This is a genomic window from Streptomyces sp. NPDC028910, from assembly GCF_055564955.1.
Map to the genome: position 1 here is coordinate 30946 of NZ_JBVHVF010000038.1, position 26463 is coordinate 57408.

Here is a 26463-nt window from a genome sequence, read left to right on the forward strand (position 1 = left end):
CACCCCAAAGGAGGAGAGCACGGTTTGCTCCCAAACCCGTCGGGACCCCCAAAAGCAAGCAAGCCCGCCCGGGGGGGGGGGGGCAGTCCCCCCCTCCCCCCCCCCCCCCCTCCGGCGCGTCCGCCTCCGGCAGGCGCGTCCGCCGTTCGCGCTCCGCGTCACGCGGCCCACTCCGCCAGCGTGTCGAAGTCCGCCCCGGTCAGGCCGATCCGCTCGTCGATCCGCAGCAGCAGCGCCCGCGCCGGGTGGCGCTGGTCGACGTACTCGCGGTCCATGGCCGTGATGTCGTCGTCGATCCAGGCGAAGGGGCGCTCGCCCGCGTACTCCAGGACGTACTGGGTCTTCCAGAAGGTGCCGCGCGGCGCCCGGCCGTGCATCACCGGCCAGTCGATGAACGGGAGCCGGGGCAGGCCCAGGGGCGGGCCTATCCAGTCGTTGGCCTCGTCCTTCCAGGTGGTGGCCCAGACGAGCTCGTACGCGTCCGCCAGCGCGAGCAGCTCCGCGCCGTGGGCATGGTTCAGCCAGACCCGCAGCGGCGCGGCGCTCTCGGCCCGAGTCCAGCCCGTCGGGCGCATCCGGTGGGTGGTGTAGCCCTCGGGCCGGCGCTGGGGCTTGGCCGCGTAGGGGTTCAGCGGTCCGTCGACATCGATCAGCAGCAGTGGCTTCGGTGACTTCATCGGCTTCAGCGGCTTCATCTCGGAAGGGTTCCTCCTCGGGCTGCCCGTGAGCAGCCCATTTTGCGATCGAATGAGACATGGGCGTCTCATTAGGGTTATGCTTGTCTCATGGCCATGGATCGTGACCAGGTGCTCCGCGACGCGGCCGCCCTGCTTTCCCGCAAGTCGACCGCCACGATGGACGAGGTCGCCCGGGCCGCCGGCATCGGCCGCGCGACCCTCCACCGGCACTTCGCCGGGCGCGACGCCCTCGTACGGGCCCTCGAAGAGCTCGGCATCCGGGAGTTCGAGGTGGCGTTCGACAACGCCCGTCTCGACGAGGGCAGCGCCGTCGACGCGCTGCGCAGGCTCGTCGCCGAGGCGGAGCCGAACGCCGAACTGCTGGCCTTCCTCGTCACCGAGAACCAGCTGTTCGAGGGCGACCAGATCAACGAGGGATGGGCCCGCCTCGACGCCCGCGTCGGCGCCCTCTTCCGGCGCGGCCAGGAAGAGGGCGACATCCGGATCGACCTGAGCCCCGCCTGGCTCACCGAGGCCCTCTACGGCCTCATCGGCACCTGCGCCTGGGCCGTCATGGACGGCCGGGTCGCCGCCAAGGACTTTCAGTACATGATCATCGAGCTGCTGCTCGGTGGCGCACGACGGAGCGTGGAGTGATGAGCAGGACCGAACAGCTCAAGCGGCGGACGGGGACGGAGGGCAGCAGCCCCGGGCGATGGCTGGCGCTCTCCGTCCTCGTGCTGGCCGTGCTGCTGGTCGCGGTCGACGCCACCGTGCTCGGGCTCGCCACCCCGTCCCTCTCCGAGGACCTCAAGCCGTCCGGCACCCAGCTGCTGTGGATCGGCGACATCTACTCCTTCGTCATCGCCGGACTCCTGGTGTCGATGGGCAGCCTCGGCGACCGCATCGGCCGCAAGAAGCTGCTCCTCGTCGGCGCCACGGCCTTCGGCGCCGTCTCGGTCCTGAACGCCTACGCGACCAGTCCCGAGATGATGATCGTCGCCCGGGCCCTGCTCGGCGTGGCCGGCGCGACCCTGATGCCGTCCACCCTCGCGCTGATCCGCAACATCTTCCACGACCCCAAGGAGCGCAGCCTCGCCATCGGCATCTGGGGCGCCACCGCCTCGGCCGGCGCGGCCGTCGGCCCGGTCGTCGGCGGAGCCCTGCTCCAGCACTTCTGGTGGGGCTCGGTCTTCCTCATCAACCTCCCCGTGATGATCGCCCTGGTCCTCGTCGGCATCAAGCTGCTCCCCGAGTCCAAGAACCCGGTCACCGGCCCCTGGGACCTGGTCAGCGTCGGCCTCTCCCTCGTCGGCGTCATCGGCGTGGTCTACGCCGTCAAGGAAGTCGCCACCCACGGCATGACCTGGGAGGTCGCGGTCACCGCCGGGCTCGGCGCGGGCGCCCTGTACGCCTTCGTACGCCGCCAGTTCACCCTGCCGTCCCCGCTGCTCGACATGCGGCTCTTCAAGCACCGCGGCTTCTCCGGCGCGGTCCTCGCCGATCTGCTCACCGTCTTCGGCCTCTCCGGACTGGTCTTCTTCCTCTCGCAGTTCCTCCAGCTCGTCCAGGGGCGCGGCCCGCTGGAGGCCGGTCTGGCCGAACTGCCCGCCGCCGTCGGCGCGGTGGCCACCGGTCTGGTCGCGGGCAGGTACGCGCGCAGGTACTCGGTACGGACCGTCGTGGCCGGCGGCCTCGCCGCCATCGGCCTGGCCCTCGCCGCCCTCACCGTGATCGACCAGCAGACGGGCTACCCGCTGCTCGGCGCGGCCCTGCTCGTCGTCGGCCTCGGCGCCGGCTTCTCCTTCACCGTCACCGCCGACGTGATCCTCTCCAGCGTGCCCAAGGAGCAGGCCGGTTCGGCCTCCGCCGTCTCCGAGACCGCGTACGAACTCGGCGCCGCCCTCGGCATCGCCCTGCTCGGCTCCATCGTCACCGGCGTCTACCAGGGCTTCAGCGCCCCGCCCGGCGTCGCCGGGCCGGTGGCCGACGCCGCGCACGAATCCCTCGGCGGGGCCGTCGAAGCGGCCGGGGCGCTGGACCCGCACACCGCGCAGCTGATGGTGGGCGCCGCCCAGGAGGCCTTCGTGGACGGCCTGCGCCTCGCCTCGGGCGTCGGCGCGGCCGTCCTCCTGGCCACCGCCGTGGCTGCCTGGTTCCTGTTGAAGGGCCAGCGACTCCAGGACGGCATCGAGCACTGACGCACCGTCAGCCCAGCGTGCGGTGACCGGAGTTGACATCGTGATCACCGGCGCGACACCATCCCCGCGATGGAGATCACCGACTTGACCCCGGCGGAGCGCCGCGTCTGGGACGCCTTCCCGCGCGGCGAGGGCGTCGACTTCCGGACGGATCCCGACGAGAACGGCGACGCCGGCGAGTCCTGGGGCCCCGAGCGGACCGTACGCGCCGAAGTGCTCGCCGCGCTACTGCTGAACGGGCCCACCATCGTGGGACAGGTCCCCGGGCTCAATGTCAGGGGCGCCCGGATCACCGGCAAACTGAACCTCAGGTACGCCGTCGTCGAGCACCCGATCCGGCTGCGCGCCTGCTGGTTCGAGCGTAAACCCCTGCTCTACGGGGCCCAGTTGCGGACTTTCGTGGTCAACGACTCCACGCTTCCCGGACTGACCGCCAACTCCGTGCGCGTGGACGTCTGGCTCAAGCTGTCCTGCTGCCGCATCACCGGACCGGTCCGGCTTTCCGGAGCCCGGATAGCCGGCGGCCTCTTCCTGCGGAAGGCGGTCATCGGGGCACCGCCCGCCGAGGGCACCCCCGCAGAGGAGGCTCCCGCAGGGGCCCAGGAGCCGCCGCTCCAGATCAACCACGCGGACATCGGCACCGACGTCATCGCCATGGAGCTCACCGTCCACGGCCAGACGCGCATCAACGGCACCACCGTCGGCGGCCAGATCAACCTGGACGACGCCCGCCTGCTCGCCCCCGGCGGCACCGCCCTGCACGCCGAGACCCTCACCGTCGGCACCGACGTACGGGCCATGCGCGCGCAGCTGCACGGCCGGGTCAACCTCACCGGCTCCCGCATCCCGGGCCAGCTCAACCTAGCCCACGCCCGGTTTGTGAACCCCGGCGGCGTCGCCCTGCGCGCCTCCAGCTGCGTCATCGGCGAGGTGTGGCTGAGGTCCTGCGAGACGTTACAGGGTGGGGTGAACCTGCGGCGCTCCCAGTTCGACATGCTGCACATGCCGCCGGAGACCTGGCCGGAGGAGATACGCATCGACGGGCTCACCTACCGCACCCTCGGCCCCCACCTGCCCGCCGAGGAGCGGCTGCCCGCCCTGGAGCGGGCGGATTCGGCGTATCTCCCGTACGCCTACGAACAGCTCGCCGCGGCCTACCGTACGGCCGGCGACGAGGCCGCGGCCCGGACCGTCCAGCTCGCCAAACTGCGAAGGCACCGCCACACCCTGCCCCGGCCCGCCCGGCTGTGGGGGCAGCTCCAGGACGTCACCGTCGGCTACGGCTTCCGGCCGCTGCGGGCGGTCGGCTGGCTGCTGGCCCTGCTGCTGACCGGAGCGATCGCCTACGGAATCGAGCCGCCGCGGGCCCTGAAGGCGGGCGAGGCCCCGGACTTCAACCCGGTCTTCTACACGCTCGACCTGATGCTGCCGATCATCGGCTTCGGCCAGGAGCAGGCCTTCGCACCGAGCGGCTGGCACCAATGGCTGTCGTACCTGTTGATCGTGACCGGCTGGGTCCTCGCCACCACCACGGCGGCGGGCATCAGCCGGTCACTCCAGCGGCAGTGAAGCGGGCTCAGGCCGCCTTGGCCTTGGTCGCGTACATGTCCACGTACTCCTGGCCCGACAGCCGCATGACCTCGGCCATCACCGAGTCGGTGACGGCCCGCAGGACGTAGCGGTCGCGGTCCATGCCCTCGTAGCGGGAGAACTCCATCGGCTCGCCGAAGCGGACGGTGACCCGGCCCGGGCGCGGCATGCCGGCGCCGCCGGGCTGGAGCTTGTCGGTGCCGATCATCGCGAACGGCACCACGGGGGCGCCGGTCATCAGCGTCAGGCGGGCGATGCCGGTGCGGCCGCGGTAGAGCCGGCCGTCGGGGGAGCGGGTGCCCTCGGGGTAGATGCCGAAGATCTTGCCCTCTTCGAGGATCCGGCGGCCGGTCATCAGGGCCGCGACCCCGCCGTTGGCCCCGTCACGGTCGACGGGGATCATGCCGGAGCCGGTGAAGAACCAGGCCATGAGCCGGCCCTTGATCCCCTTGCCGGTCACGTACTCGTCCTTGCCGATGAAGTGGACCGTGCGGTCGCACACCAGCGGCAGGATCATGGAGTCGATGAAGGTGAGGTGGTTGCCCGCCAGAATCACAGGTCCGGAGCCGGGGATGTTCTCGATGCCCTCCACGCGGGTGCGGAACATCATGCGCATGACCGGTCCGACAGTGGCTTTGATGAGCTTCGTACGGAACAACGTGGGCCCTCCGGCATCGAAAAGCGGCTCGCGCACCCACCACTCGGCAGTAGCGCAGGTGAGGACGATACTCGCGGGTCAGCTCCGAGCGCACATCGGGTTCACGTGTCGGATACGTATTGTTGACGCGCGTTTTCGCCAAGTTCCCCGGATGTGCCGTCGCCGCACCCCCTGTGGCCACCACCGTTTGCCTACCATCGGCACGCCGGTCGCGGGCCGGGAGATGCCGCGGCTGCACGGTTTCCACGACGAGGAGTGGCTCATGACACAGGGTGGGGCAGCGCGGCGCACGGTCCTGGGGGCGGCCGTACTGGCGGCGGGGACCGGGATCACCGGACTCGCGGCGGGATCCGCATCGGCCGCATCGGCCGCATCGGGCGCCTCCGCCGCGAGCGGCGGACAGGGCGGCCACGGCGGACAGGGCGGCCACGGCGACGGAGGGTACCGGGACCTCCCCCACCCGACGGTCATCGGCCATCGCGGAGCCAGCGGCTACCGGCCGGAGCACACCCTCGGCTCCTACCAGCTCGCCCTCGACCTCGGTGCCGACGTCGTCGAGCAGGACCTGGTCCCGACCCGGGACGGCCACCTGGTGTGCCGCCACGAGAACGAGATCGGCGGGACCACCGATGTGGCCGACCGCCCCGAGTTCGCCTCGCGGCGCACCACCAAGTCCGTCGACGGGCTCTCCGTCACCGGCTGGTTCACCGAGGACTTCACCCTCGCCGAGCTGAAGACCCTGCGCGCGAAGGAACGTATCCCCGCCCTCCGCCAGCGCAACACGCTCTACGACGGCCAGTGGGCCGTACCCACCTTCGAAGAAGTGCTCCGCTGGGCCGACCGCGAGGGCAAGCGGCGCGGCAAGAGGGTCTGGCTGCACGTCGAGACCAAGCACCCCAGCTACTTCCGCGGCCTCGGCCTCGGCCTGGAGGAACCCCTCGCCAAGCTGCTGCGCCGCTACCGGCGCGACGGGCGCGATGCCGCCGTCTTCCTCCAGTCCTTCGAGCCCTCCAGCATCCAGCGGCTCTCCCGGCTGGTCTCCGCGCCCCGCGTGGTCCTGCTCTCCGCGGCGAACACCCGCCCCTGGGACTTCGAAGAGGCCAAGGACCCGCGTACGGTCGCGGACCTGGTCAAGCCCGAGGGCCTGAAGTGGATCGCCGGCTTCGCCCAGGGGATCGGCCCGACCATGGACCTGATCCTCCCTCGCGACGCGGCGGGCAGGCTCGGTGCCCCGACCAGCCTGGTGAAGGACGCGCACGCGCGCGGGCTGGTGCTGCACCCCTACACCGCGCGCAACGAGAACAACTTCCTGCCGGCCGAATACCGCAGGGGCACGGATCCGGCCGCGTACGGGGACGCCCTGGGCGCTTTCCGGACCTACTTCGAACAGGGCATCGACGGCATCTTCACCGACAACCCGGACACCGGACTGCTCGCGGCGGAGGCCTTCCGTCCGGGCCGCCGCCCCGTCAACCGCTGAGCGCTGCTTCCCGTACGAGTGGGCCGGGCCCGGCGGGGAAACCGCCGGGCCCGGCCCGCACGTCCCGCTCGGCATGGACCTGCTGAAGGACCCCCACCTCCTCGACGAACTGGGCCCACTGCTCTCCGCGGAGGCGGCCGCGGAGGCGCCGGGCACCGGAGTGGACGCGGCCGACCTGGAACAAGCCGTCTGGGTCAGGCTGCTGGAGAGCGGCCCGCGCGCCCCGGGCCCCACCGGCCGCGCACGCTGGCTGAGCCGGGCGGTGCGCGCGGAGGCCCGGCTGGCCCGGCGACGCGCTCGGCGAGAGATCCCCTACGGAGCCACCCCCGCGGACCCGGGCGGCGAACCGGAAGACGCCCTTCTGCACGGGGAGGAGAACCGCGCACTCCGATCGGCCGTCGCCCGCCTGCCCGGACGCTGTCCCGAGCTGATGAAGGCACTTCTTTCGCCCAGAGACCTCACTTACCGTGAAATCGCAGGAGAGTTGGGTATCTCACAAGGAAGTTTAGGGCCCGTCCGTTCCCGTTGCCTGGGATGTCTGCGCAGAATGCTGGCTGCAGAGGTTGCGGCTCCTGGCCTGCGGGGAAAGGAGCGGTAGACCATCGGGCTACCAGGTGAGCTGGAGGCATGCGCACATGGGCATGAGCGTGACCATTTCGGCGGCGGCTGCCGAGGACGCTGAGCAGATCTTCAAACTGCAGTACCTGGCCTTCCAGAGCGAGGCCGAGCTGTACGGCAACTACCTCATCCAGCCGCTCACCCAGTCCCTGGACTCCCTGAAGGCGGAGCTGGCGGCGGACACCGTCCTGGTGGCCCGGCTCGGCGACGAGATCGTCGGCACCGTGCGCGGCAGCGTCGACGAGGACGGCACCGGCAAGATCGCCAAGCTCTGCGTCCATCCGCGCCTGCAGGGCCACGGGCTCGGCGCGCGCCTGCTGCGCGCCGTCGAGGAAGCCCTCGCGGGCCCCGGCACCACCACCCGCTTCCGCCTGCACACCGGACACAAGAGCGAATCCAACCTGCGCCTCTACCGCAAGGCCGGCTACGTCAAGGTCGGCGGCCGCACGGCCTCCGACGGCGTACAGCTGGTGATCCTGGAGAAGGAAGCCAAGGACCCGACCGACTTCGCGGTCAGCGCCTGACCCTGGTCGACCCTGGTCGACCAGGGTCGATGCAGGTCGACGCCCGGATCAGCGCTTGCGCAGCCAGAGCATCCCGGTGATCGGCAGGATCACCGGGATGAACAGGTAGCCCATCCCGAACTGGGACCACACGGTCGTGTCGGGGAAGGCCTCGGGGCGCACCAGGGTCCAGGTGCCCACGGCCAGTACGCCGGCCAGCTCGGCGGCGCAGCACACCAGCGCCGCCTTGCGGGCCTTCTCCCCGCCGCGCACCAGTGAGTACGTGATGAACGCGTAGGCCAGCGCGGCGACGGCCGACAGCGAGTACGCCAGCGGCGCCCGGTCGAATTCGGTGGAGATCTGGAAGGCCGATCGGGAAACCGCGCCCACCACCATCACCCCGTACAGCCACACCAGGAGCAGTCCCGGTCCGGAGACCAGGCGCCGGCTCCCGGGGGCAGTGGCGGTCGTCGTGTCAGCGTCAGGCACCGGTGGTTCCCCAGATGTCGTAGAGCCGTACTTCGAGGACGGCCAGGACGACCGCGCCGGCGGCCACCGTCACCGATCCCCACTTGGTCCGCTCGCCCAGCGAGAGCATTCCGGCCGCCGGTACCGCGGCGAAGGCGCCCACGAGATAGGCCACGAAGATCACCGTGCCCTCGTCGGGCTTGTCGCCCCGTGCCAGCATGACCAGGCCGGTCACCAACTGGGCCAGGACCAGCACGGTCACGACGGCCATGCCGATGAAATGCCAGTCCTTGGTCGGCTGGTCCCGCCACGCGGCGAAACCGCACCAGGCGGCGAGGGCGAGTGCGGCCACGCCGATGGCGACCGTCAGGGCGTCGAGCATGCAGCGAGGGTATTACGGGCCGAAAGACCCGATGCGCGCACCCCTGTTCCCGGCCCCTTTTCCCGGCCCCTGTTCCGGCCTGCCCGGGCCGGGAACCCCGGACGAGCGCCCGGCCCGCGGACCGTGGTCTTGACCACAGCGGAACCCGCCGCCGCACTCTTGGGCGGGCGCCGTACGCGACCGTCGGCCGTATCGGCGCAGGTCAGAGCGGAAGCGCGGCAGTCGGGGCGGGCCGTCGGCGCTGACGGATGGTGTCCGGCATGCGGTCGCGGCGCGTCCGTTATCCGGACGGCTTTGATCGGTGACGGGATACGTCTGCTTTACTGGGGCCCATGACCACGACGAGCAGCCGCACCCTTGCGACCGAGGCGACGATGACGCCCGGTGCTCGTTGTATGTGTCGAATGTGCGCCTTCTGAGGGCCCCTTCCTGAGCCTCGCGCCCCGAAGCGAGACCGGCCGCGCCAGTGCGTCACCAGCTGATGAACGGCCCGGCTCACTCCTGCCCCGCGCATGCGTCGAAGCCATCGTTTTCTGACGGTTCGTCCCGTATCGCGTCCCAGATGTTTGCCCCGTGCCCGGCACCCCGCTGCGCCGTGCACTCGACAGCGACGGAATTCCTGTGATCACCACATCGGGCCTCACGAAGGTCTACCAGTCCCGTGGCCGTGAGGTCACCGCCCTGGACGGCGTCGATCTCCACGTCCGCGAGGGCGAGGTCTACGGAGTCATCGGCCAGAGCGGCGCGGGCAAGTCCTCCCTGATCCGCTGCGTGAACCTGCTGGAGCGTCCCACCACCGGCACCGTGAGCGTCGACGGAGTCGACCTCACCGCGCTCGCCGGCCGCGGCCGTCGCGCCGGCAAGGAGCTCCGCGAGGCCCGCAGCCGCATCGGCATGGTCTTCCAGCACTTCAACCTGCTGTCCTCGCGCACCGTCCAGGGCAACGTCGAGCTGCCCCTGGAGATCCTCGGCCTCTCCGGCCGCGAGCGCTCCCGCAAGGCCCTCGAACTCCTCGACCTGGTCGGCCTCGCCGACAAGGCCAGGGCCTACCCCACCCAGCTCTCCGGCGGCCAGAAGCAGCGCGTCGGCATCGCCCGCGCCCTCGCCGGCGAGCCCAAGGTGCTCCTCTCCGACGAGGCCACCAGCGCCCTGGACCCCGAGACCACCCGTTCCATCCTCAAGCTGCTGCGCGACCTCAACCAGCAGCTCGGCCTCACCGTGCTGCTCATCACGCACGAGATGGACGTGGTCAAGTCCGTCTGCGACTCGGCCGCCCTGATGAAGAACGGCCGCATCGTCGAGTCCGGCACGGTCGCCGAACTGCTCGCCACCCCCGGCTCCGAGCTCGCCGGCGAACTCTTCCCCGTCACCGGCGCCGCCACCGGCCCCGACCGCACGGTCGTCGACGTCACCTTCCACGGCGAAGCCGCCGCGCAGCCGGTCATCTCCCAGCTCTCGCGCACGTACAACATCGACATCTCGATCCTCGGCGCCGCGATGGACACCGTCGCCGGCCGGCAGATCGGCCGCATGCGCATCGAGCTGCCCGGCCGCTACGAGGACAACGTCGTGCCGGTCGGCTTCCTGCGGGAGCAGGGCCTCCAGGTCGACATCGTCGACGACTCCATCGACGACCCGATCGACGACGAACTGGCCGCACTGGTCAAGGATGGTGCCAAGTGACCTGGTCCGAGATGCAGCCCCTGCTCACCCAGGGCACGTACGACACCTTCTACATGGTCCTGTGGGCCACCGTGGTCACCGTCATCGGCGGACTGCCGCTCGGGGTCCTGCTCGTCCTGACCGACAAGGGCGGACTGCTGCAGAACCGTCCCGTCAACAAGGTCGTCGGCCAGATCGTGAACATCGGCCGCTCGATGCCGTTCATCATCCTGCTGATCTGGATGATTCCGGTCACCACGTGGGTGATCGGGGTCCTGACCCCCACGCCCACCTACATCGGGCCCACCGCGATGATCGTGCCACTCTCCGTCGGCGCCATCCCCTTCTTCGCCCGTCTCGTCGAGACCTCCGTCCGCGAAGTGGACCACGGTCTGGTCGAGGCCGCCCAGGCGATGGGCGGCGGCATCCCCACCATCGTGTGGAAGGTGCTGTTGCCGCAGGCCCTGCCCTCGCTGATCTCCGGCCTCACCACCACCGTCATCGCCCTCATCGGCTACTCGGCCCTGGCCGGCGCGGTCGGCGGCGGCGGACTCGGCACCCTGGCCATCACCTACGGCTACCAGCGCTTCGAAGGCGACTTCATGCTCGCCACCGTGGTCGTGCTGGTCGTCATGGTCACCGCCATCCAGCTGATCGGCGACGGCGCGGTACGACTCCTCGCGCGCCGAGGCCGGGCAGCCTGAACAGACCTTCTCCCCCCAACGGCCCGCACTTGTCGTGCTCGGGCTCAGTCCGCACCACCAAGAAAGAGGCACTCTTCGTGCGCAAGAACACCAAGCTCACCGCCGTCGCCGTCACGACCGCCGCGCTCGCCCTGGGCCTCACCGCCTGCGGCAGCTCCTCCGACCCGGCCGCCAAGAAGGCCGACGGCACGACCGACACCAACGCCGCCCTCGTCGTGGCGGCGTCCCCCACTCCGCACGCGGACATCCTCAGGTTCGTCAAGGACAACCTGGCGGCGAAGGAGGGCCTCAAGCTGGACGTCAAGGAGTTCACCGACTACGTCCTGCCCAACAAGGCCACTCAGGACGGCCAGGTCGACGCCAACTACTTCCAGCACAAGCCGTACCTCGACGACTTCAACGCGAAGAACGCCACCACCGTCGTGCCGGTCGTCACCGTGCACCTGGAGCCGCTCGGCCTCTACTCCAAGAAGGTCAAGGGCCTGGCGGACATCAAGCCCGGCCAGACCATCGCCGTCCCCAACGACAACACCAACGAGGGCCGTGCGCTCCACCTGCTCGCGAACAACGGCCTGATCACCCTCAAGGACGGCGTGGGCACCACCGCCAAGCTGTCCGACATCGCCGACGCCAAGGGCCTGAAGTTCAAGGAGCTGGAGGCCGCCACGCTGCCCCGCGCCCTGTCCGACGTCGACGCGGCCGTGATCAACGGCAACTACGCCATCGAGGCCGACCTCAAGCCCGCCACGGACGCTCTGGCGCTGGAGAAGGCCGAGGGCAACCCCTACGCCAACTTCCTCGCGGTCAAGGACGGCAACCAGAACGACCCGCGGGTCCAGAAGCTCGCCAAGCTCCTGAACTCCGACGACGTCAAGAAGTTCATCGAAGAGAAGTACAAGGGCTCGGTCACCCCGGCCTTCGCCGCCCCGGCCTCCTGAGCCGACGGGCCGACCCCGTCGTCAGCCCTACGCGGTCAGGTATCTCGGCCCCGCACGCCCCTGTCGGCGCGCGGGGCCGAGCTCTGCCCGCTTCCGGGCAACCCGGCCCTGCACATCCCCCGGTCGATGCTGCATGCTGTGGCCTACGACCCGCAGAGGCGGTCCCGCACGAACGGTCCCCCACCGCGGTCGCATCGCACCACGGTCGCACCACGGTCTCAGGCATGGAGCTGCGCATGACTACCACCTTCCCGGACGTCACCATCAGCACGGACCGGCTGGTGCTGCGCCCCTTCGAGGAAGAGGACGTCACCGCGCTCACCGAGATGATGAACGACGAGAACGTCACCGCCTGGACCTCCGTGCCGCACCCCTACACCCACGCCGACGCGCACGGATGGGCCACCCGGCACTCCCACGCCGAACGCACCGAGGGCCGCGGCATCGTCTTCGCCGTCACGGAGTTCCTCACCCAGCGCCTCGTCGGCGTCGTCCACCTCCAGAACACCAACTGGCGCACCCGCGCCACCGAGGTCGGCTACGTCACCGCTCCCTGGGCCCGCGGCGAGGGCTACGCCAGCGAGTCCGTACTGGCCGTCGCCCAATGGCTCTTCCGCGACCAGGGATTCGAGCGCCTCGAACTGCGCACCGCCGCCGACAACACCGCCTCCCAGCAGGTGGCCCAGAAGATCGGCTGCATCAGCGAAGGCGTCCTGCGCAACGCCTGGATAGTGCGTACGCAGACGGCCGACGGCGGCTGGACCGACACCCGCACCGACCTCATCATCTGGAGCCTCGTCCCCGAGGACCTCGACGAGGGCGACGGCTACGACGGGTACGACGGCTACGACGGATACGCCGCCTTCGGGCAGCGCGCCGACGCGAACGGATACGCCGTCGGCGCGGACTGGAACTGAACCGATGACCAGGTAGTCTCACCGTGCCCGCCCCCCGACGAAGCTTCGCCCGCCCCACACCAGGAGACTGACGAGATGGCCGACCGGGTCACGGTGATCGGCTGGGACGGTTCGCCCCTGACCGCGGCCGCCCGGTCCGCGCTCTCCGCCGCCACCCTCGTGGCCGGCGCCGCCCACCACCTCGCCCTCCCCGAAGTCCCGCCCACCGCCGAACGCATCCGCCTCGGCAGCCTCGGCCTCGCCGCCCGCCGCATCGCCGGCCACCGCGGCACCGCGGTGGTCCTCGCCGACGGGGACCCCGGCTTCTTCGGCGTCGTACGCACCCTGCGCGCCCCGGAGCACGGCCTGGAGGTCGAGGTGGTCCCGGCCGTCTCCTCCGTGGCCGCCGCCTTCGCCCGCGCCGGCATGCCCTGGGACGACGCCCAGATCGTCGTCGCCCACCGCCGCACCCTGCGCCGCGCCGTCAACGTCTGCCGCGCCCACGCCAAGGTCGCCGTCCTCACCTCGCCCGGCGCGGGCCCCGCCGAACTCGCGCTGCTCCTCGGCCCGGTCCACCGCACCTTCGTCGTCTGCGAGGAACTCGGCACGGACCGGGAGCAGGTGAGCGTCCTCACCTCCGACAAGGCCGCCGACCACAACTGGCGCGACCCGAACGTCGTCATCGTCATCGGCGGCGGACAGGCCCCGGCCGCCGAGCCGGGCTGGCTGTTCGGCCAGAGCGCCGCCCAGGCGGCCGACCGCGGCTGGGCACGGCCGCAGGCCGACGCAGGAGAAGGCGAGTCGGCGCAGCTGCGCGCGGCACAACTCGCCCGGCTCGGCCCCCGCACCGGCGACCTCGTCTGGGACATCGGCGCCGGATCCGGCGGCGTGGCCGTGGACGCCGCCGCCCTCGGCGCCGCCGTCATCGCCGTGGACGCCGACCCGGGCGCCTGCGAACGCGTAACTGCCGCCGCCCGCAAGCGAGGAGTGCGGCTCCAGGTCGTCGCCGGACGCGCACCGCACGTACTGGAAGACCTGCCCGAGCCCGACGTCGTCCGCGTCGGCGGCGGCGGAGCCGAGGTCGTCGCGGCCGTCGCCGACCGCCGCCCCGAACGGATCGTCAGCCACGCCTCCACCCGCGACGAGGCGGAGGCCATCGGCCGCGCGCTCACCGAACACGGGTACGCCGTCGAGTGCGCCCTGCTCCAGTCCGTCGGCCTGGACCCCCGCACCTGGGCCGAACAGGACCGTTCCGTCGTGTTCCTGCTGGCGGCAGAACGCCCCGGGACCCGCTGAGGCGAGGCCCGATGTAGGCTGGCCGATCGTCGTACCGCCCCGGACGATTCGGGCATCGCGGCACCGCCCGGACACGGGACGTGGCGCAGTCCACAGAGGACCGTGGCGGTTCTGGCCGCCACGATCGCGAACGGGCGCGACAATGCTTACTGGTTGTCGTGCAGGAGCATGTGAGACGGACTTCGTCGCACCGCAACCCCGCACGGCAACTCCGCTCGGCGGCCTCGTGGGCGACCGGGCGATCGAAGAGGCAACACCGATGGGCGAGGGGTACGCATGACTGACACCGGCCAGGTCCCGGGCGAGGGTCTCCCGGACAACGCGGGCATGGTGGATCAGCAGGGCATCCCCGCTCCGGTCCAGATCCCGCCACCGCTGCCCGCCGGCTACGCCTTCCAGGACCTCATGGACGACCCGGCCGAGCCGGAGGACGAGGAACTGCTGCTGATGCCGAGCGGCCAGGGAGCGTGGAGCGACCCGCAGGTCGTCCCGCCGGCCCCCGCCTTCCCGGTCGACCCGCAGCTTCCCGAGCCGCAGATGTACGCGGACGCCTCCTACGGCGCCGAGCCCGCGTACCCGCAGGCTCCGGCGGCGTACGCCGAGCCCGCCGCGTACCCCGGATTCCCCCAGCCCTCCCAGCCCTCCTTCCCCGACACCCCGTACAGCGCGGGCGCGCACGAGACGGGCGGTCGTGACTCCGGCGCGCTCGACCTCGGCGGGCTCGTCGTCCCGACGCCGGTGGCACCCGCCGCGCCGGTGGCCCCCGCGGCCCCCGTCCGGCGCCCGCTGCACATGGGTCCGCCCGTGCCCGAGGCCACCGGCGGAGTCGTACGGTCCCTCGCGGACCGCGGCCCGGCCGCGGCGCCCGCCCCGGCCGCTCCGGCTCCGGTCCGCCAGGCCGGGCCCCCGACCGCGGGGCCGGAGTACCTGGACATCCCGCGCGCGGAGGCCGCCCCGGCCCCCGCGCCGCAGCTGGCCGAGATCCCGCCGCAGGCCGGGGACCCGTGGACGCCGGAGCCGGTCTCCGTTCCGCAGCCCGAGTCCGCCTTCGCGCCCGAACCGGAGGCGGCCGAAGCCGCGCCGGTTGCCGCCGCCCCGGAGCCCCAGTCCCAGCCCGAGCCCGAGCCGGTCGTCGTGCCGGACCCGGAGCCGGTCGCGGCGGCAGCCCCGGAGCCCGGGCCCGTCGCGGCCGTCGAGCCCCCGGCCGAGCCGGTGGCACCCGTCGAGCCCGCTGCTCCGGCCGAGCCGGTCGAGGCCGCCGAGCCCGCCGAGGCCGTCGTGCAGGAGCCGCTCGCGGCCGAGGCCGCCCCGGTGGAGCCGGTGCCCGCGGCCGCCGCACCCGCAGAAACGGTGGTGCAGCCCGTCGAGCCCGCGCCGGAGGTGCTCGCCGAGCCCGCCCCGGCCGAGCCCGTACCGGCCGAGGCCGTCGCCGAGCCCGAGTCCCTTCCGGCCGAGCCGGAGCCCGTCGAGGCCCAGCCCGAGGCGGTCGACCCCGCCCAGCCCGAAGCGATCGACCCGGCCCAGCCCGAAGCGATCGACCCGGCCCAGCCCGAGGCGGTCGACCCGGCCGAGCCCGCCGCCGGCGACCCGGCCCCGGCCTACGCCGACGCCGAGCGCGAGGCCGTCCTGCGCGTCATGCGCGAGCGCCGCGACATCCGCAAGGGCTTCCGTACCGACCCGATCCCGCACGAGGTGCTGCTCCGCGTCCTGGAGGCGGCCCACACCGCGCCCAGCGTCGGCCACTCCCAGCCCTGGGACTTCGTCGTCATCCGCTCCGCCGAGACCCGCCGGACGATGCACGAGCTCGCCCAGCGCCAGCGCGAGGCCTACGCGAAGTCGCTGCCCAAGGGCCGGGCGAAGCAGTTCAAGGAACTCAAGATCGAGGCCATCCTCGACACCCCGGTGAACATCGTCGTCACCGCCGACCCCACCCGCGGCGGCCGCCACACCCTCGGCCGGCACACCCAGCCGCAGATGGCCCCGTACTCCTCGGCCCTCGCCGTCGAGAACCTCTGGCTCGCCGCGCGCGCCGAAGGCCTCGGCGTCGGCTGGGTCAGCTTCTTCGACGAGCGCGAGATGGTCCGCGAGCTGGGCCTGCCGGAACACCTGGAGGTGGTCGCGTACCTGTGCGTCGGGTACGTCGACGAGTTCCCGGAGGAGCCCGAGCTCGCCCAGGCCGGCTGGTCCCAGCGCCGGCCGCTCTCGTGGGTCGTACACGAGGAGACGTACGGCCGCCGCGCGCTGCCCGGCGAGGAGCCGCACGACCTGCTCTCGGAGACGGTCGCCAGCATCCGCCCGCTCGACGCGAAGGCGCTCGGCGAGGCGTGGGAGCGGCAGAAGCGCATGACGAAGCCCGCCGGAGCCCTCGGCATGCTGGAGATCATCTCGGCGCAGCTCGCCGGCCTCTCCCGGGTCTGCCCGCCGCCGATCCCGGAGCCCGCGGCGGTCGCGATCTTCGCGGGCGACCACGGCGTACACGCCCAGGGCGTCACCCCGTGGCCCCAGGAGGTCACCACCCAGATGGTGGCCAACTTCCTGGGCGGCGGAGCGGTCTGCAACGCCTTCGCCAACCAGGTGGGCGCCGAGGTCTGCGTGATCGACGTCGGCGTCGCCGGCGACCTCCCGACCACCCCCGGTCTCCTTCCCCGCAAGATCCGCCCGGGCACCGCCGACCTCTCCACCGGCCCGGCGATGACCCGCGAGGAGGCCGTCGCGGCCATCGAGGTCGGCATCGAGACGGCCCGCGACCTGGTCGCGGCGGGCAACAAGGCGCTCCTCACGGGCGAGATGGGCATCGCGAACACCACGGTCTCGGCGGCCCTGATCTCGGTGTTCACCGGGGTGGACCCGTCCGAGGTCACCGGCCGCGGCACGGGCATCAACGACGAGACGCACGCCCGCAAGGTCGAGGTCGTACGCCGCGCACTGGAGCTCCACCAGCCGGACCCGTCGGACCCGATCGGCGTGCTGGCCGCGATCGGCGGTCTGGAGCACGCGGCGATCGTGGGCCTCCTCCTGGGCGGCGCCTCCCTCCGCACGCCCGTGATCCTGGACGGCGTCAGCGCGGGAGCCGCCGCGCTGGTGGCCCGCGCCATCGCCCCCGAGTCCCTGTCGGCGTGCATCGCGGGCCACCGCAGCGCGGAGCCGGGCCACGTGGCCGCCCTGAACAAGCTCGGCCTGCGCCCCCTGGTCGACCTGGACCTCCGCCTCGGCGAGGGCACGGGCGCCCTGCTGGCCCTCCCCCTGGTCCAGAGCGCGGCCCGAGCGATGCACGAGGTCGCCACCTTCGACTCGGCAGGCGTCACAGAAAAGTAGCCACGCCCCGACCAGCCTCCCGCCCCTACGCCCGGCCCCGGGTGCGAGCTCTCCGCCCCCTCGGCCGACCCCGAACGGCCTCTCGACCCTGCGCCCAGCCCCCGGGACTGCTCCCGGGCCCGGCCGCCGGGCCCGGGAGCAGGTTCTCGGCCACGCCCCGGGGCGGGTTCTCGGCCCTGCGGCCACGCCCCGGGCCGGCCTCCCGCCCCTACGCCCGGCCCCCGGAGCGGTTCTCTGCCCCTCGGTCACGCCCCGGGACGGGCTCTCGGCCCTGCAGCCGGCCCCGGGAGGTTCTCTGCCTCTCGGTCACGCCCCGGGAGGGCTCTCGGCTCTCCGGCCGGGCCCGGGAGCGGGCTCTCTGCCCCTCTGCGGGCCGGGACGGGCACTCTGCCCCTCGGCCAGATCAGGGCCGGGCGGGTGGCCGGGCTCTTGGGACCGCAGCCGCGTCTTGGCCCCCCGGTGTGCCGGAGGGGGCTCGATGGGAAGGGACCGGTGGGGTGGGGACACTCCGGGATGTCCCCGCAGGTCGAGCGAACCCACCGCCGACCAGCAGGCCGGTACGGCTCAGGGTTCGCGAGCCGAGGAGACGTCCCGGAGGGGCACCGCCCCACCCCCGAAGCCACCGCCCCCGGACCCGGGCCGCGGGAGGAACCCTGCCGCGCCGCCGCCCCACGGGCACGAGCCCGCCCCGGGCAGGGCCTTGCCGTGCCCGGGCAGGACCCCGCCCTGAGGCAGGCTCTGCGGCGCCTGGGCGGGTTCCCTCCCTGGGGCCCCGGCGCCCGGGCCGCACTGCGCAGCGCCCGGTGCGGAGTTCCCTCCCGGCTAGGGCAGAATCGCGTCCCGGGGCATCACCCAACCCGACTCGCCGCACGATCTCGCCCCGCCCCGGGCCGGCACCCCCCAGCCTCGCCGGCGTTTGAGGCGCGGGGTCTGGGGCGGAGCCCCAGGAGGGGCGGGCCGAGCCCCGGGCCGCGCCACCGGCGGGCCCGCGCCGTATGGTGGACCCGCACTGCATAACCGCACGTCAGTACACCGCCGCTCCAGCGTCGCAGCGGCACGCAGAAGAACCGCCGCCCTCAGGAGCCGCAACCGCCATGGCCGACACTCCCGCCTACCCCGTAGGACTCCGACTCGCCGGCCGCCGCGTCGTCGTCATCGGCGGCGGCCAGGTCGCTCAGCGCCGCCTCCCCGCGCTGATCGCGGCCGGCGCCGACGTCCTGCTCGTCTCGCCCTCCGCCACCCCCTCCGTGGACGCCATGGCCGAGACCGGCGAGATCCGCTGGGAGCGCCGCCGCTACGAGGACGGCGACCTCGCCGGCGCCTGGTACGCGCTCATCGCCACCCAGAACCGCGACGCCAACGAGCAGGCCTCCGCCGAGGCCGAGCGCGAGCGCGTCTGGTGCGTCCGCGCCGACGACGCCTCCGCCGCCACCGCCTGGACCCCGGCCACCGGCCGCGTCGAGGGCGTCACCGTCGCCGTGCTGACGGGCAACGACCCCCGCCGCTCGGCCGCCGTCCGCGACGCGATCGTCGAGGGCCTGCGCGACGGCACCCTCGCCGCCCCCGCCCGCCGCCACAAGTCGACCCCCGGCGTCGCCCTCGTCGGCGGCGGGCCCGGCGACCCCGACCTCATCACCGTGCGCGGCCGCCGCCTCCTCGCCGAGGCCGATGTTGTCATCGCCGACCGGCTCGGCCCCCGCGACCTGCTCGACGAGCTCCCCCCGCACGTCGAGGTCATCGACGCCGCGAAGATCCCGTACGGCCGGTTCATGGCCCAGGAGGCCATCAACAACGCCCTGATCGAGCACGCCAAGGCCGGGAAGGCCGTGGTCCGGCTCAAGGGCGGGGACCCGTACGTCTTCGGCCGCGGCATGGAGGAGCTCCAGGCCCTGGCCGAGGCCGGCATCCCCTGCACCGTCGTCCCCGGCATCTCCAGCTCGATCTCGGTGCCCGGCGCCGTCGGCATCCCGGTCACCCACCGCGGCGTGGCCCACGAGTTCACCGTGGTCAGCGGCCACGTCGGCCCCGACGACCCGCGCTCCCTCGTGGACTGGGCCTCGCTGGCCAAGCTCACCGGCACCCTGGTGATCCTCATGGGCGTCGACAAGATCGGCCTGATCGCCGAGGCGCTGGTCCGCCACGGCCGCTCCGCCGAGACCCCGGTCGCGGTCATCCAGGAGGGCACCACCGCCACCCAGCGCCGGGTGGACGCCACCCTCGCCACGGTCGGCGAGACGGTCCGCGCCGAGCAGGTCCGCCCGCCCGCGGTCATCGTCATCGGCGAGGTCGTCACGGTCAACGCCGCCGCCCCCTCCATCACCAGCGCCTGACAGGCCGTTGGCACCGCACCCAGGACAAGGCAGTATCACCCTGTGGCTGATCTCATCACCATCGAGGACCCCGACGACCCGCGCCTGCGCGACTACACGGGTCTGACCGACGTCGAACTGCGCCGCAGGCGCGAGCCCGCGGAAGGCCTCTTCATCGCCGAGGGCGAGAAGGTCATCAGACGCGCCAAGGACGCCGGGTACGAGATGCGCTCGATGCTGCTCTCGGCCAAGTGGGTCGACGTGATGCGCGACGTCATCGACGAACTCCCGGCCCCGGTCTACGCCGTCAGCCCGGAGCTCGCCGAACGCGTCACCGGATACCACGTGCACCGCGGGGCCCTCGCCTCCATGCAGCGCAAGCCGCTGCCCACGGCCGGGGAACTCCTCGCCACGACCCGCCGCGTGGTCATCATGGAAGCGGTCAACGACCACACCAACATCGGGGCCATCTTCCGCAGCGCCGCCGCCCTCGGCATGGACGCGGTGCTGCTGTCGCCCGACTGCGCGGACCCGCTCTACCGCCGCTCGGTGAAGGTCTCCATGGGCGCGGTGTTCTCCGTCCCCTACGCCCGCCTGGAGGCCTGGCCCAAGAGCCTGGACTCGGTGCGCGAGGCGGGCTTCAAGCTGCTCGCCCTCACCCCGCACGAGAAGGCCTCGCCGATCGACGTGGCCGCGCCGCAGTCCCTGGAACGCGTCGCGCTGATGCTGGGCGCCGAGGGGGACGGCCTGTCCACGCAGGCGCTGGTCGCCGCCGACGAGTGGGTACGGATCCCCATGGCGCACGGCGTGGACTCGCTGAACGTGGGCGCCGCGGCCGCGGTCGCCTTCTACGCCGTGGCCCAGGGCCGCGAGACGCCCTAGCGGGCGTGCCGATCAGGCCGGGCTCGCGGCGCCTGGCACTCCCTGGCCTGATCCGCCGGACACCCCACAGGGGGTGTCCGGCGGATCAGGGTCGGATAGCCCCTAGAGCCTCTGGGCGGCGGCGATGCCCAGGGCCACGATCAGCGTCACCACGACGAACACGATCAGCCGCTGCCGCATCAGCTTCGGGTCAGGCCGTGCGGGGCGCCGCCCCGCCCCCGTCGTACGGGGGGCCGGGCGGCCGCCCGTACGCCCCCCGGTCGGCCGGGAGGACGGGCCCGCCGGATCACGGGGGTTGCGGGGGTTGCGCGGGTTGCGGGGGGACGAGGGCCGCGAGTTCGGTCCGTTCTGCGGCTCGCCCTGGGGCCGGGGCGTGGTGCTGCCGCCCGTACGACGCTCCGTGCGCTCCGTGCGCTCCGCGAACTCCTCGGGGAGCCGCCCCGTCGGCCGCTCGGTGCGGGCCCGCTGCGCCGGCGGGCGACCGTCGGACAGCCCCTGTGCCTCGCGGGCCGCGATCTCCTTGAGCCGCATCGACAGTTGGAGCGTGCTGGGCCGCTCCTCGGGATCCTTGGCCAGGCAGGCCCGCACCAGGGGCGCCAGCGCGTCCGGAACACCCTGCAGATGGGGCTCCTCGTGCACCACGCGGTACAGCATGACCTCGGAACTGCCGTGCCCGAAGGGCGAGTCGGCGGTCGCCGCGTAGGCCAGGGTGGCGCCGAGGGCGAAGACGTCCGTGGCCGGGGTGACGGCGGCCCCGCGCACCTGCTCGGGCGCGAGGAAACCGGGGGAGCCGACGGCCGTACCCACGTGGGTGAGGGTGCTCGCCCCGGTGGCCCAGGCGATCCCGAAGTCGATGATCCGCGGGCCCTTGGGCGACAGGAGGATGTTGGAGGGCTTGAGGTCCCGGTGCACGACCCCCGCCTCGTGCACGGCGACCAGCCCCTCGGAGAGCGCGGCGCCGACGGCGGCGATCTGCGCGGCCGTCAGGGGGCCTTCCTCGGTCACCTTGTCGTGCAGCGAGGGCCCGGGAACGTACTGGGTGGCGAACCACGGCCGCTCGGCCTCCAGGTCCGCCGCCACCAGGCGTGCGGTGCACCCGCCCCGGATCCGCCGGGCGGCGGACACCTCGCGGGCGAACCGCGAGCGGAACTCCTGGTCCTCCGCCAGATCCGGCCGGATGACCTTGAGCGCGACGCGCTGCCCCCGCCGGTCCGACCCCAGGTAGACCACGCCCATGCCGCCGGCGCCGAGCCGCCGGTGCAGTCTGAACGAGCCGACGACACGCGGGTCCTCGCGCCGGAGCCGCATCATCGCCATGTCCACCCCGCTGACCGGTCGTCCTATTGACGTGGCACAGCTTACGGACCATCCGGCATGCGTGCTCAGAGGCCGCGCCCTCGTCGGGAGATTCGATTGTCAGTGCGGCACAGCACACTTGAGGGAGCCTCAGCGATCTCGCACGCCGGTCCGGCGGAGCTGGCCGGCCCGCCCAAACGGCCCTTGTGCCAAGGGGATTGGAGCCCGGGAGAAGTTCCCGGCCCGCCGCGGTGTGCCCGTACGCCGCCCACCCCCGAGTCGATCTTGCCGGTGGCCGGCGGGCGGACACGCATGAACAGGGAGTGACGGAAGTGAGCGAAGTCACTACCCTCCGGTCATCCCCTCCGGGAAGACCCCGACACCGGGTGAGCCGTCTCCACCCAGGGGAGTACGCCGGGCGGGCACCGTCATCCTCCGGGAGGCCCGGCAATGGGTACGAAGGCATGAGGCCGGCTGCCGTACGCCCGCCTAGTGTTGAGGACAAGCGGCGGGTGGCGCACTCGTCCCCCGAGGTCAAAAGCCCGCCGCTGCCAGACGACAGGGAGAGGGCCATGGCGGACATCGCACGGCAGGGACGCAAGGCATTCGCGTTCAACGGCCATGAGTCCGGCACGCGACACCCACTGGTGGCCGCGGCCATGGTGCTCCCCCTGGCCGCCCTGCTGCTCTTCCTCTTCGGAGGCTTCGATCAGCTGGTGGCGCAGGCGTCGTCCGTGGGCGTGATGCCGGGGCGCTGAGCGGCGCCCCGGGCCCGGGAGAGCGGCCCGGGCCGGGACATCGGCCTGTCGAACCCCGTGGGGACGGGGGCGCGACGACGGACGGCAGGTGAAGGGTGCTGCCCGTACGACTGGGGAGTCGGACGGGCAGCACCCTTTTTCATGCCCATGCGGCAAGAGGGGCGAGGCAAGGGCCGGAGGCGCCGCCGAGACCGGAGGGGCCGCAGGGACCGGAGGCGCCGCAGCTGCCGTCGTACCCGCACGGAGGAACGCGAAAGCCCCGGCCGTGAAGACGGCCGGGGCTTTCAGGTGGTGCGCGATACTGGGATTGAACCAGTGACCTCTTCCGTGTCAGGGAAGCGCTCTCCCGCTGAGCTAATCGCGCGGGCTCCACGACTCGAAAGCCGCAGGTCAAGCAAGTGGTGCAAGTGGTGCCAGGTGCTGCGTGCGCGATACTGGGATTGAACCAGTGACCTCTTCCGTGTCAGGGAAGCGCTCTCCCGCTGAGCTAATCGCGCGGGGATCCTTGCGGACCAGTGGACGATACTGGGATTGAACCAGTGACCTCTTCCGTGTCAGGGAAGCGCTCTCCCGCTGAGCTAATCGTCCTTGGAGGTGGAGACGGGATTTGAACCCGTGTAGACGGCTTTGCAGGCCGTTGCCTCGCCTCTCGGCCACTCCACCATGGAGCTGCGGGGTTCTCGGGAAGACCCCCCACTTCGAGCGGACGACGAGACTCGAACTCGCGACATCCACCTTGGCAAGGTGGTGCTCTACCAACTGAGCTACGTCCGCAGGTCGCCGTGTTCACTCCGGGGCTTTCCCCTTCGCTCCCTGGCGACGTGTTGAACTCTAGCGGATTCCCGGGCCAGCTCAAAAACGCGTTTCCGCAGCGTGCTGCCGCTCGATCACCACAGGTCACCCGGCGGTCACCCCACCGGCGCCGGCGCGTCACCGGTCATAGACTCGCAGCCGTGCACGACCTGCCCCCCATGGCCCGCTTCGGCGGCCTTCTCGCGACCGACCTCCGAGACGTCACCAGTGATCCCGCCGCCCTCGACTCCACCGGCTTCTGGGCGGTGGCCGCCGGCTTCGAAGGGCGGCTCGTCTGCGCCCGCTTCGGGGACGTACGCCCCGACCCGGTCCCCGCGCCCGTCCCCGGTGCCTGGCGCGGGCCCGACCCCGGCCAGTGGACCTCCTCGCTCGACCGCGCCGCGTACGTCGCCGGAGTCCGCCGCATCCGCGAGCACATCGCCGCCGGTGAGGTCTACCAGGCCAATCTCTGCCGAGTGATGTCCGCGCCGCTGCCGCACCCGGACCGCGCGGACGTCGACGCCCTCACCGCGCTCCTCGCGCGCGGCAATCCCGCCCCCTACGCAGGAACGATTCGCCTCGCCGCGCACGGCGTCGAGATCGCCACCGCATCCCCGGAGCTCTACCTGCGCCGGGCCGGCCGCCACGTCGAGTCCGGGCCCATCAAGGGCACGGGTCGCACGGTCGCCGACCTGCTCCCCAAGGACCACGCCGAGAACGTGATGATCGTGGACCTGGTGCGCAACGACCTCGGCCGGGTCTGCGCCACGGGCTCCGTCGCCGTCCCCGAACTGTGCGCCGTCGAAGAGCACCCGGGCCTGGTCCACCTCGTCTCCACCGTGAGCGGCGAGCTCGCCGACGGCGCGGGCTGGCCCGAGCTGCTCGCCGCGACCTTCCCGCCCGGTTCCGTCACGGGTGCGCCCAAGTCCTCCGCGCTGCGGATCATCGAGGCCCTGGAGACCGCCCCGCGCGGCCCGTACTGCGGAGGCATCGGCTGGGTCGACGCCGACCGGGGCACCGCCGCGCTCGCCGTGGGCATCCGTACCTTCTGGATCGACCGCGAGGCCCCCGGCGGCCCGCGCCTGCTCTTCGGCACCGGCGCCGGCATCACCTGGGGCTCCGACCCCCATAGGGAATGGGCGGAGACCGAGCTGAAGGCCGCCCGGCTGCTCCGTGTGGCGTCGGGCCACGAGGTGACCGCGATCCAGGGGGCGAACGGGACGATCGGAAGGACCGCACCATGAGGATCTGGCTCGACGGAGCGCTGACGGACGTGGACAGCGCCAAGGTGTCCGTCCTCGACCACGGGCTGACCGTGGGCGACGGCGTCTTCGAGACGCTGAAGGCGGAAGGCGGCCGCGCCTTCGCGCTCACCCGCCACCTGGAGCGGCTGACCCGCTCGGCCCGGGGCCTCGGCCTCCCGGACCCCGACCTCGACGAGGTGCGCCTGGCCTGTGCGGCCGTACTGGAAGCCAACCCGATGGAGCACGGGCGGCTGCGCCTCACCTACACCGGCGGAGTCTCCCCGCTCGGCTCCGACCGCGGCGACGCCGGCACCACCCTGATCGCCGCCGTCGCGCCGTCCCCCCGGCGCCCCGACACCACCGCCGTCGTCACGGTGCCGTGGGTCCGCAACGAGCGTTCGGCCGTGGCCGGCCTGAAGACCACCTCGTACGCCGAGAACGTGGTCGCGCTCGCCGCCGCACACCGGGCCGGGGCCTCCGAGGCGCTCCTCGCCAACACCGTCGGCCGGCTCTGCGAGGGCACCGGCTCCAACGTCTTCGTCGTACTCGACGGGGAACTGCATACCCCGCCCCTGGCCTCGGGCTGCCTGGCCGGGATCACCCGGGCCCTCATCGTCGACTGGGCCGGCGCCAAGGAGACCGACCTGCCCTTCGAGGTGCTGGAGCAGGCCGAGGAGGTCTTCGTGACCTCCTCGCTGCGCGATGCCCAGGCGGTCCTGCGGGTCGACGACCGTGAGCTGGGGACCGCCCCCGGACCGGTCACCGCCGAGGTGATGCGGATCTTCCAGGTGAAGGCCGGCGCGGACCTCGATCCGTGAACACCGGTGACGTGGGGCCGCGGGGCAGGTAGAACTCCAAGTGATGACCACCACCCTGCGGCCCGCACAGCCGCTCCAGCAGAACAGTGACGGCACCCGCTCGCGGACCTACGAGGTCCGCGTGAACAGCCGGCCCGTCGGCACCCTCGAACTGGCCACCCGGTCCGCCGCCCGGCCGGGCATCGGCGTGATCCGGGAACTGTGGATCGACGAACGGGACCGGCGGCGCGGGCGCGGCACGGTCGCCGTGCTCGCCGCCGAGGAGGTGCTGCGCTCCTGGCGCTGCACCGGCGTCGCCGTGTCGGTCCCCGCCGACTCGGCGCCGGCGCTGCGGATGGCCGAGGCCCTCGGCTACCGGGTGACCGGCCGGGTCATGGTCAAGGAGCTGCCGGCCGAACCGCCCGGGCTCCCGGCGGACAGCAGCGGCCGGCCGATGACCGGGGCCGAGTTCGACGACTGGCTGGAGCGGGCCGTCGCGCAGTACAGCCGGCACCTCGTCGCCCCCGACATGACCGCCGAACAGGGGCTGGCCGCGTCCCGCGCCGAACACGCCGAGCTGCTGCCGGCCGGGCGCGACACCCCCGGCACGGCGTTCCTCGTCCTGGAGGCGCCGGACGGCGCGGTCCTGGGCACCCTGTGGGTGGGGGAGCGCACCCTGCCCGGCTTCGGCCCCGTCCCGTACGTGTGGGACGTCGACGTCGCCCCCGAACACCGGCGGCGGGGGCACGGCCGGGCCCTCATGCTGCTGGCCGAGCACGCCGCCCTGGCCGCCGGAGCCGGCCTCCTGGGCCTGCACGTGGTCGAGGGCAACACCCCGGCCCGGCGGCTCTACGCGTCGCTCGGGTACCGGGACACCACAGTGAACGCCATGAAAGAGCTGATCTAGTGCTGTGACCGGAAAGGTTCACCGGGTCACGGCCCCCGGCACGGCACCTCGCGGCGTTGTCGGACCGCGCAAGTACGTCCAGTACGAGCC

23 protein-coding genes and 5 tRNA genes are annotated in these 26463 nt (G+C 72.6%); 18 read left to right on the forward strand and 10 right to left on the reverse strand.

Annotated features, from left to right (window positions below; all coding sequences use genetic code 11):
* Window positions 1–158: 158 nt before the first annotated feature.
* Window positions 159–677, reverse strand: a complete 519-nt coding sequence (locus tag ACZ4TV_RS31580) for an HAD domain-containing protein (protein ID WP_468138635.1) — start codon at window positions 675–677, stop codon at window positions 159–161.
* Between the two features lie 108 nt (window positions 678–785).
* On the opposite strand from ACZ4TV_RS31580, the gene ACZ4TV_RS31585 reads away from it, so the two are divergent.
* The 3 genes from ACZ4TV_RS31585 to ACZ4TV_RS31595 all read left to right on the forward strand — a co-directional run bounded on the left by ACZ4TV_RS31585 (window position 786) and on the right by ACZ4TV_RS31595 (window position 4447).
* Window positions 786–1334 carry a TetR/AcrR family transcriptional regulator gene (locus ACZ4TV_RS31585; protein ID WP_468138613.1) on the forward strand — a complete coding sequence of 183 codons (549 nt, stop codon included), beginning with the start codon at window positions 786–788 and terminating at the stop codon, window positions 1332–1334.
* The gene (locus tag ACZ4TV_RS31590; protein WP_468138615.1) at window positions 1334–2878 is read left to right on the forward strand and encodes an MFS transporter; all 1545 of its coding nucleotides are present in this window, start codon (window positions 1334–1336) and stop codon (window positions 2876–2878) included. Before ACZ4TV_RS31585 ends, ACZ4TV_RS31590 begins: the two co-directional genes overlap by 1 nt.
* 69 nt (window positions 2879–2947) lie before the next feature.
* On the forward strand, window positions 2948–4447 hold the full coding sequence (locus ACZ4TV_RS31595; protein ID WP_468138616.1) for a membrane-associated oxidoreductase: 1500 nt from the start codon (window positions 2948–2950) through the stop codon (window positions 4445–4447).
* Between the two features lie 7 nt (window positions 4448–4454).
* On the opposite strand, the gene ACZ4TV_RS31600 is transcribed toward ACZ4TV_RS31595, so the two are convergent.
* The gene (locus ACZ4TV_RS31600; RefSeq protein ID WP_326592099.1) at window positions 4455–5084 is read right to left on the reverse strand and encodes a lysophospholipid acyltransferase family protein; all 630 of its coding nucleotides are present in this window, start codon (window positions 5082–5084) and stop codon (window positions 4455–4457) included.
* Between the two features lie 304 nt (window positions 5085–5388).
* Here ACZ4TV_RS31600 and ACZ4TV_RS31605 point away from each other — a divergent pair, with 304 nt between their 5' ends.
* The 3 genes from ACZ4TV_RS31605 (at window position 5389) to ACZ4TV_RS31615 (ending at window position 7748) form a co-directional block, all read left to right on the forward strand.
* A complete protein-coding gene (locus ACZ4TV_RS31605) occupies window positions 5389–6606 on the forward strand; it encodes a glycerophosphodiester phosphodiesterase (protein WP_468138617.1) in 1218 nt (405 codons plus the stop codon).
* Between the two features lie 73 nt (window positions 6607–6679).
* Window positions 6680–7204, forward strand: coding sequence for a sigma-70 family RNA polymerase sigma factor (locus ACZ4TV_RS31610; RefSeq protein ID WP_468138618.1), 525 nt, complete (start codon window positions 6680–6682; stop codon window positions 7202–7204).
* A 37-nt stretch (window positions 7205–7241) separates the two neighbouring features.
* Window positions 7242–7748 carry a GNAT family N-acetyltransferase gene (locus ACZ4TV_RS31615; RefSeq protein WP_468138619.1) on the forward strand — a complete coding sequence of 169 codons (507 nt, stop codon included), beginning with the start codon at window positions 7242–7244 and terminating at the stop codon, window positions 7746–7748.
* 48 nt (window positions 7749–7796) lie between these two features.
* On the opposite strand, the gene ACZ4TV_RS31620 is transcribed toward ACZ4TV_RS31615, so the two are convergent.
* Window positions 7797–8216, reverse strand: a complete 420-nt coding sequence (locus ACZ4TV_RS31620) for a hypothetical protein (protein ID WP_468138620.1) — start codon at window positions 8214–8216, stop codon at window positions 7797–7799.
* Complete coding sequence (locus ACZ4TV_RS31625; RefSeq protein WP_468138621.1) at window positions 8209–8577, reverse strand: hypothetical protein; 369 nt, start codon at window positions 8575–8577, stop codon at window positions 8209–8211. The genes ACZ4TV_RS31620 and ACZ4TV_RS31625 overlap by 8 nt, the downstream gene beginning before the upstream one ends.
* Window positions 8578–9198: 621 nt before the next feature.
* Between ACZ4TV_RS31625 and ACZ4TV_RS31630 the strand changes: the two genes are divergently transcribed.
* From ACZ4TV_RS31630 to ACZ4TV_RS31665, 8 genes are all read left to right on the forward strand, one after another.
* Entirely contained in the window at window positions 9199–10260 is a 1062-nt protein-coding gene (locus ACZ4TV_RS31630; RefSeq protein WP_468138636.1) for a methionine ABC transporter ATP-binding protein, read from the forward strand.
* The gene (locus ACZ4TV_RS31635; RefSeq protein WP_468138622.1) at window positions 10257–10943 is read left to right on the forward strand and encodes a methionine ABC transporter permease; all 687 of its coding nucleotides are present in this window, start codon (window positions 10257–10259) and stop codon (window positions 10941–10943) included. Before ACZ4TV_RS31630 ends, ACZ4TV_RS31635 begins: the two co-directional genes overlap by 4 nt.
* Window positions 10944–11020: 77 nt before the next feature.
* Window positions 11021–11881 carry a MetQ/NlpA family ABC transporter substrate-binding protein gene (locus ACZ4TV_RS31640; RefSeq protein WP_468138623.1) on the forward strand — a complete coding sequence of 287 codons (861 nt, stop codon included), beginning with the start codon at window positions 11021–11023 and terminating at the stop codon, window positions 11879–11881.
* Between the two features lie 236 nt (window positions 11882–12117).
* Window positions 12118–12798 carry a GNAT family N-acetyltransferase gene (locus tag ACZ4TV_RS31645; protein ID WP_468138624.1) on the forward strand — a complete coding sequence of 227 codons (681 nt, stop codon included), beginning with the start codon at window positions 12118–12120 and terminating at the stop codon, window positions 12796–12798.
* A gap of 75 nt (window positions 12799–12873) precedes the next feature.
* On the forward strand, window positions 12874–14073 hold the full coding sequence (gene cbiE / locus ACZ4TV_RS31650; RefSeq protein ID WP_468138625.1) for a precorrin-6y C5,15-methyltransferase (decarboxylating) subunit CbiE: 1200 nt from the start codon (window positions 12874–12876) through the stop codon (window positions 14071–14073).
* A gap of 276 nt (window positions 14074–14349) precedes the next feature.
* Window positions 14350–17388: a nicotinate-nucleotide--dimethylbenzimidazole phosphoribosyltransferase gene (gene cobT / locus ACZ4TV_RS31655; RefSeq protein WP_468138626.1), complete on the forward strand. Its 3039-nt coding sequence runs from the start codon at window positions 14350–14352 to the stop codon at window positions 17386–17388.
* Between the two features lie 1094 nt (window positions 17389–18482).
* Window positions 18483–19718 (forward strand): uroporphyrinogen-III C-methyltransferase, encoded by a 1236-nt coding sequence (cobA, locus tag ACZ4TV_RS31660; protein WP_468138627.1) that lies wholly within the window; start codon window positions 18483–18485, stop codon window positions 19716–19718.
* A gap of 42 nt (window positions 19719–19760) precedes the next feature.
* Window positions 19761–20579, forward strand: a complete 819-nt coding sequence (locus tag ACZ4TV_RS31665) for a TrmH family RNA methyltransferase (RefSeq protein ID WP_468138628.1) — start codon at window positions 19761–19763, stop codon at window positions 20577–20579.
* Between the two features lie 102 nt (window positions 20580–20681).
* Here ACZ4TV_RS31665 and ACZ4TV_RS31670 read toward each other — a convergent pair whose 3' ends face one another.
* Complete coding sequence (locus ACZ4TV_RS31670; protein ID WP_468138629.1) at window positions 20682–21896, reverse strand: serine/threonine-protein kinase; 1215 nt, start codon at window positions 21894–21896, stop codon at window positions 20682–20684.
* Between the two features lie 551 nt (window positions 21897–22447).
* On the opposite strand from ACZ4TV_RS31670, the gene ACZ4TV_RS31675 reads away from it, so the two are divergent.
* Window positions 22448–22633 (forward strand): hypothetical protein, encoded by a 186-nt coding sequence (locus ACZ4TV_RS31675; protein WP_468138630.1) that lies wholly within the window; start codon window positions 22448–22450, stop codon window positions 22631–22633.
* A gap of 289 nt (window positions 22634–22922) precedes the next feature.
* On the opposite strand, the gene ACZ4TV_RS31680 is transcribed toward ACZ4TV_RS31675, so the two are convergent.
* From ACZ4TV_RS31680 to ACZ4TV_RS31700, 5 genes are all read right to left on the reverse strand, one after another.
* Window positions 22923–22997: transfer RNA gene (locus tag ACZ4TV_RS31680), tRNA-Val, on the reverse strand.
* A gap of 61 nt (window positions 22998–23058) precedes the next feature.
* A tRNA-Val gene (locus ACZ4TV_RS31685) sits at window positions 23059–23130 on the reverse strand.
* A gap of 19 nt (window positions 23131–23149) precedes the next feature.
* Window positions 23150–23221, reverse strand: a tRNA-Val gene (locus ACZ4TV_RS31690).
* A gap of 1 nt (window position 23222) precedes the next feature.
* Window positions 23223–23296 (reverse strand) — tRNA-Cys (locus ACZ4TV_RS31695).
* Window positions 23297–23334: 38 nt separating this feature from the next.
* Window positions 23335–23407: transfer RNA gene (locus ACZ4TV_RS31700), tRNA-Gly, on the reverse strand.
* Between the two features lie 179 nt (window positions 23408–23586).
* Between ACZ4TV_RS31700 and ACZ4TV_RS31705 the strand changes: the two genes are divergently transcribed.
* From ACZ4TV_RS31705 to ACZ4TV_RS31715, 3 genes are read left to right on the forward strand one after another with little or no spacing between them, the layout of a single operon-like run.
* A complete protein-coding gene (locus ACZ4TV_RS31705) occupies window positions 23587–24669 on the forward strand; it encodes a chorismate-binding protein (RefSeq protein ID WP_468138631.1) in 1083 nt (360 codons plus the stop codon).
* On the forward strand, window positions 24666–25487 hold the full coding sequence (locus ACZ4TV_RS31710; protein WP_468138632.1) for an aminotransferase class IV: 822 nt from the start codon (window positions 24666–24668) through the stop codon (window positions 25485–25487). Before ACZ4TV_RS31705 ends, ACZ4TV_RS31710 begins: the two co-directional genes overlap by 4 nt.
* 43 nt (window positions 25488–25530) lie before the next feature.
* The gene (locus ACZ4TV_RS31715) at window positions 25531–26373 is read left to right on the forward strand and encodes a GNAT family N-acetyltransferase (protein ID WP_468138633.1); all 843 of its coding nucleotides are present in this window, start codon (window positions 25531–25533) and stop codon (window positions 26371–26373) included.
* Window positions 26374–26463 lie beyond the last annotated feature (90 nt).